Genomic DNA, 3,807 nt, shown 5'->3' on the forward strand with positions numbered 1-3,807 from the left:
CCGTCAATTCGATTTGGAAGAAACAGCAGAATTGCCTAAATCAAGTCCACGTCGCTTTGAAACAAACCAAGCTTCTGCTTTTGGAGACTGGGACTTGCGTCGTGAGTCTATTGTCCGCCAAACAGATTCAGTAGTTTCTCCAGTAGAACGTTTTGAGACACCAGTTTCACAGGATGAAGATGAGTTGGATACACCACCATTCTTCAAAAATCGTTAATCAATGAATTTGAAAAAAAATACTGAATTAGTATTTCAGCAGATTGCTGATGCTAGTCTAGAAGCAAACCGTGCTTTAGATGATGTTTCAGTTATTGCAGTGACAAAATATGTAGACATACAAACAGCGGAAGCCTTGCTTCCGCTTGGTGTCCGTCATATAGGTGAAAATCGAGTTGATAAATTCTTAGAAAAATATCAGGCCTTGAAAGATTATCCAGTCACTTGGCATTTAATAGGAACACTACAAAGACGGAAAGTAAAAGAAGTAATCCCATATGTGGATTACTTTCATGCTTTAGACTCCCTAAAATTGGCTCAGGAAATTCAAAAGAGAAGAGACCAGGTTATCAAGTGTTTCTTGCAGGTCAATATTTCTGGGGAAGAAAGCAAGCATGGGTTTTCAAAAGAAGAATTGCTAGAACTTTTGCCAGAATTGGCTAAGTTAGATCAGATTGAGTATGTTGGTTTAATGACCATGGCTCCTTTTGAGGCAGATAGTGAGAAATTGAAAGAAATTTTCAAAGCAACACAAGCTCTGCAGGCAGAAATTAGAGAAAAACAAATCCCTAATATGCCGATGACAGAACTCAGCATGGGAATGAGTCGTGATTTCAAAGAAGCCATTCAGTTCGGCTCAACCTTTGTTCGAATCGGTACAGCATTTTTTAAATAGGAGAGAGCTATGTCTTTAAAAGATAAATTCGATAAATTTATAGATTATTTCACAGAAGATGGAGAGGAAACAACTAACTACCAGCCTCAACAAGAGGAAACAGTTCGTCCGGCCGTCTCAACTTCTAAGGAATTACCAGCACCTGCTCAGTCAGGGCCAGCAAAAGATGCAAACATTACTCGCTTACATGCTCGTCAACAAGAATTGGCAATGCAAAGTCATCGTTCAGATGAGAAAGTGACAATTGACGTTCGCTATCCAAGAAAATATGAAGATGCAACTGAAATTGTAGATTTGTTGGCTGGAAATGAAAGTATCTTGATTGATTTCCAATACATGACAGAGGTTCAAGCCCGTCGTTGCCTTGATTACTTGGATGGAGCCCGTCATGTTTTGGCTGGAAATATGAAAAAAGTTGCGAGCACGATGTATCTATTGACTCCTGTCAACGTTATCGTGAATATTGAAGATATCAAGCTTCCAGATGAATCACAAAGCGCTGAGTTTGGTTTTGATATTAAACGAAATAGAGCAAGATAATGATTTTCTTAATTCGTTTAATCCAAAATGCTGTTAGCATTTATTCCATCATTCTCGTTGCATTTGCTCTTCTTTCATGGTTTCCAAATGCCTATGAAAGCCAGCTAGGTCGCTTAGTTATCAGACTTGCTCGCCCAGTTATTGAGCCCCTTCGTAAGCTCAATCTACAATTTGCGGGGCTTGATTTTACTGTTTGGGCTGCGCTCATTCTAATCCAGTTTGTTGGAAATCTCTTAACACGACTAGTCCTATTATTATGACAGAAAATCGAGCCATTTATCAGCACTTTTCCCATGAAGATATTCCTTTTATTGATAAAGGATTGGAGTGGATTAAGCGGGTGCAAGATACCTATGCACCGGTGCTTAGCCCTTTTATCAATCCTCATCAGGAACAGATTTTGAGGGTGCTAGCTGGGACACATGGACTGAGTTGTCAAAGTAGCGGTGATTTTTTTCAGACTGAGTCGGTTCGAGTTCTTCTCTATCCAGATTACTTTGAACCGGAGATATCAGACTTTGAAATGGCCTTGTTGGAAATTTTCTATCCGAGTAAGTTTGAACAACTGAGTCATGGAAAAATATTGGGAACAATCATCAACCAGCTAGGAATTGACCGTAAATTATTTGGTGATATCTTGGTAGATGAAAAGAGAGCACAGATTTTTGTCAATCGTGATTTTATTCCTCTTTTTCAAGATGGGATAAGAAAAATTGGCAGACTTCCTGTATCGCTGGAGGAACGTCCTTTTACCGATAGGATTATATCTAAAATTGACTATAGAGAACGAGAAATTATAGTTTCGAGTTTTCGATTGGATGCCCTCTTATCAAGTGCCTTGAAATTATCTAGAAATCAAACTAGTCAACTGATTGAGAAAAAATCTGTCCAGGTAAATTATCATGTGGTTGAAAAATCTGATTACCAGGTTGCAGTTGGAGATTTGATCAGTGTGAGAAAGTTTGGTCGTTTGAAAGTTGTCAAAGACAATGGTCAGACCAAAAAGGATAAGAAAAAACTAACAGTCCGGCTACTTTTAAGCAAGTGAGAAAAAATATGTCGATTACACCACAAGAAATAAGTGATAAAGCTTTCTCAAGAACATTCAGAGGCTACAATCAGGAAGAAGTTGACCTCTTTCTTGATAAGATTTACTTTGAATTAGAGGAGATGATTCGATACAAAGATGAAACTGAACTCTATATCAAAAAACTAGAAGAACGTCTTTCCTATTATACGAATGATATTCCTAAGAGAACAGTAACAAGCGAGCAAGAACCAGAAGCAATTAATGATTCTATTTTTTATTAAGTAAGTGAGGAAAAGTATGCCAATTACATCGTTAGAAATTAAAGATAAAACCTTTGGTACAAGATTTAGAGGTTTTGACCCAGAAGAAGTAGATGAGTTTCTTGATATCGTTGTTCGTGATTATGAAGACTTGGTGCGTAGCAATCACGACAAAGAAACGCACATCAAAAATTTAGAAGAGCGTTTGTCTTACTTTGATGAAATGAAGGATTCCTTGAGCCAATCAGTTTTGATTGCCCAGGATACTGCTGAGCGTGTCAAACAAGCTGCTCAAGAACGTTCAAACAATATTATTCAACAAGCTGAACAAGACGCTCAGCGTTTGCTCGAAGAAGCGAAATACAAGGCAAATGAAATTCTCCGTCAGGCAACAGATAATGCTAAGAAAGTTGCCGTTGAGACTGAAGAATTGAAGAACAAGAGTCGTGTATTCCATCAACGCCTCAAGTCTACGATTGAAAGTCAATTGGCTATTGTCGAGTCATCTGATTGGGAAGATATTCTTCGCCCAACAGCTACTTACCTTCAAACAAGTGATGAAGCCTTTAAAGAGGTGGTTGGTGAAGTTCTTGGTGAATCAGTATCTTTACAACCAGAGGAAGAACCAATTGATATGACTCGTCAATTCACACCAGAAGAGGTTGCTGAATTGCAAGCTCGTATCGAGGCTGGCAACAAAGAATTAGCAGAGTTTGAAGCTCAACAAAATCAACAGACAGAAGAAAGTGACCAGCATGAAGAGTCAGTTGAAGTAGAAGCTACTGCAGCAACTGAGGAAGATGCAAACAAAGAATCTGTTCTTATCCTATAAGAAAATGTGAGAACAAGATCGAACCAACTATATTTTCAGCGAGCGGGAGATGGTGCGAGTCCTGCAATCCCTAGTGGTTAGATTATCCTCTCAACAAATCCAGTCCGAAAGCAGTAAGACTAGACGTCCCCCACGTTACGGGAAAAGAGGAAAAGAGACCCTGTCTTTTTTCGAACAAAGGTGGTACCACGATTTTCGTCCTTTTTGCGAGTCGTGGTTTTTAATTTGTCTATATAATAAAGGAGATATAATG

6 protein-coding genes and 1 pseudogene are annotated in these 3,807 nt (G+C 38.7%); all 7 read left to right on the forward strand.

Annotated features, from left to right (window positions below; translation table 11 throughout):
- Positions 1-217, forward strand: a pseudogene (locus SORDD24_RS00650) (cell division protein FtsZ); the annotation flags it as partial.
- Positions 218-220: 3 nt separating this feature from the next.
- On the forward strand, positions 221-892 hold the full coding sequence (locus SORDD24_RS00655; protein ID WP_061406623.1) for a YggS family pyridoxal phosphate-dependent enzyme: 672 nt from the start codon (positions 221-223) through the stop codon (positions 890-892).
- 9 nt (positions 893-901) lie between these two features.
- Positions 902-1,432, forward strand: a complete 531-nt coding sequence (locus tag SORDD24_RS00660) for a cell division protein SepF (protein ID WP_061406625.1) — start codon at positions 902-904, stop codon at positions 1,430-1,432.
- Positions 1,432-1,692 (forward strand): YggT family protein, encoded by a 261-nt coding sequence (locus SORDD24_RS00665; RefSeq protein WP_000576501.1) that lies wholly within the window; start codon positions 1,432-1,434, stop codon positions 1,690-1,692. The genes SORDD24_RS00660 and SORDD24_RS00665 overlap by 1 nt, the downstream gene beginning before the upstream one ends.
- Positions 1,689-2,480, forward strand: coding sequence for a YlmH family RNA-binding protein (locus tag SORDD24_RS00670; RefSeq protein WP_061406627.1), 792 nt, complete (start codon positions 1,689-1,691; stop codon positions 2,478-2,480). The genes SORDD24_RS00665 and SORDD24_RS00670 overlap by 4 nt, the downstream gene beginning before the upstream one ends.
- An 8-nt stretch (positions 2,481-2,488) precedes the next feature.
- Positions 2,489-2,743, forward strand: coding sequence for a DivIVA domain-containing protein (locus SORDD24_RS00675; protein WP_000028988.1), 255 nt, complete (start codon positions 2,489-2,491; stop codon positions 2,741-2,743).
- 16 nt (positions 2,744-2,759) lie between these two features.
- On the forward strand, positions 2,760-3,554 hold the full coding sequence (locus tag SORDD24_RS00680) for a DivIVA domain-containing protein (protein ID WP_061406629.1): 795 nt from the start codon (positions 2,760-2,762) through the stop codon (positions 3,552-3,554).
- The last annotated feature ends 253 nt before the right edge of the window (positions 3,555-3,807 follow it).

The organism is Streptococcus oralis, from assembly GCF_001579175.1.
GTDB lineage: Bacteria > Bacillota > Bacilli > Lactobacillales > Streptococcaceae > Streptococcus > Streptococcus oralis_O.

Excerpts from the sequence above, each read along its gene's own strand:
- SORDD24_RS00655 (WP_061406623.1), top strand. The coding sequence starts at position 221 with ATGAATTTGAAAAAAAATACTGAATTAGTATTTCAGCAGATTGCTGAT.
- SORDD24_RS00675 (WP_000028988.1), top strand. The coding sequence starts at position 2,489 with ATGTCGATTACACCACAAGAAATAAGTGATAAAGCTTTCTCAAGAACA.
- SORDD24_RS00670 (WP_061406627.1), top strand. The coding sequence starts at position 1,689 with ATGACAGAAAATCGAGCCATTTATCAGCACTTTTCCCATGAAGATATT.
- SORDD24_RS00680 (WP_061406629.1), top strand. The coding sequence starts at position 2,760 with ATGCCAATTACATCGTTAGAAATTAAAGATAAAACCTTTGGTACAAGA.
- SORDD24_RS00660 (WP_061406625.1), top strand. The coding sequence starts at position 902 with ATGTCTTTAAAAGATAAATTCGATAAATTTATAGATTATTTCACAGAA.
- SORDD24_RS00665 (WP_000576501.1), top strand. The coding sequence starts at position 1,432 with ATGATTTTCTTAATTCGTTTAATCCAAAATGCTGTTAGCATTTATTCC.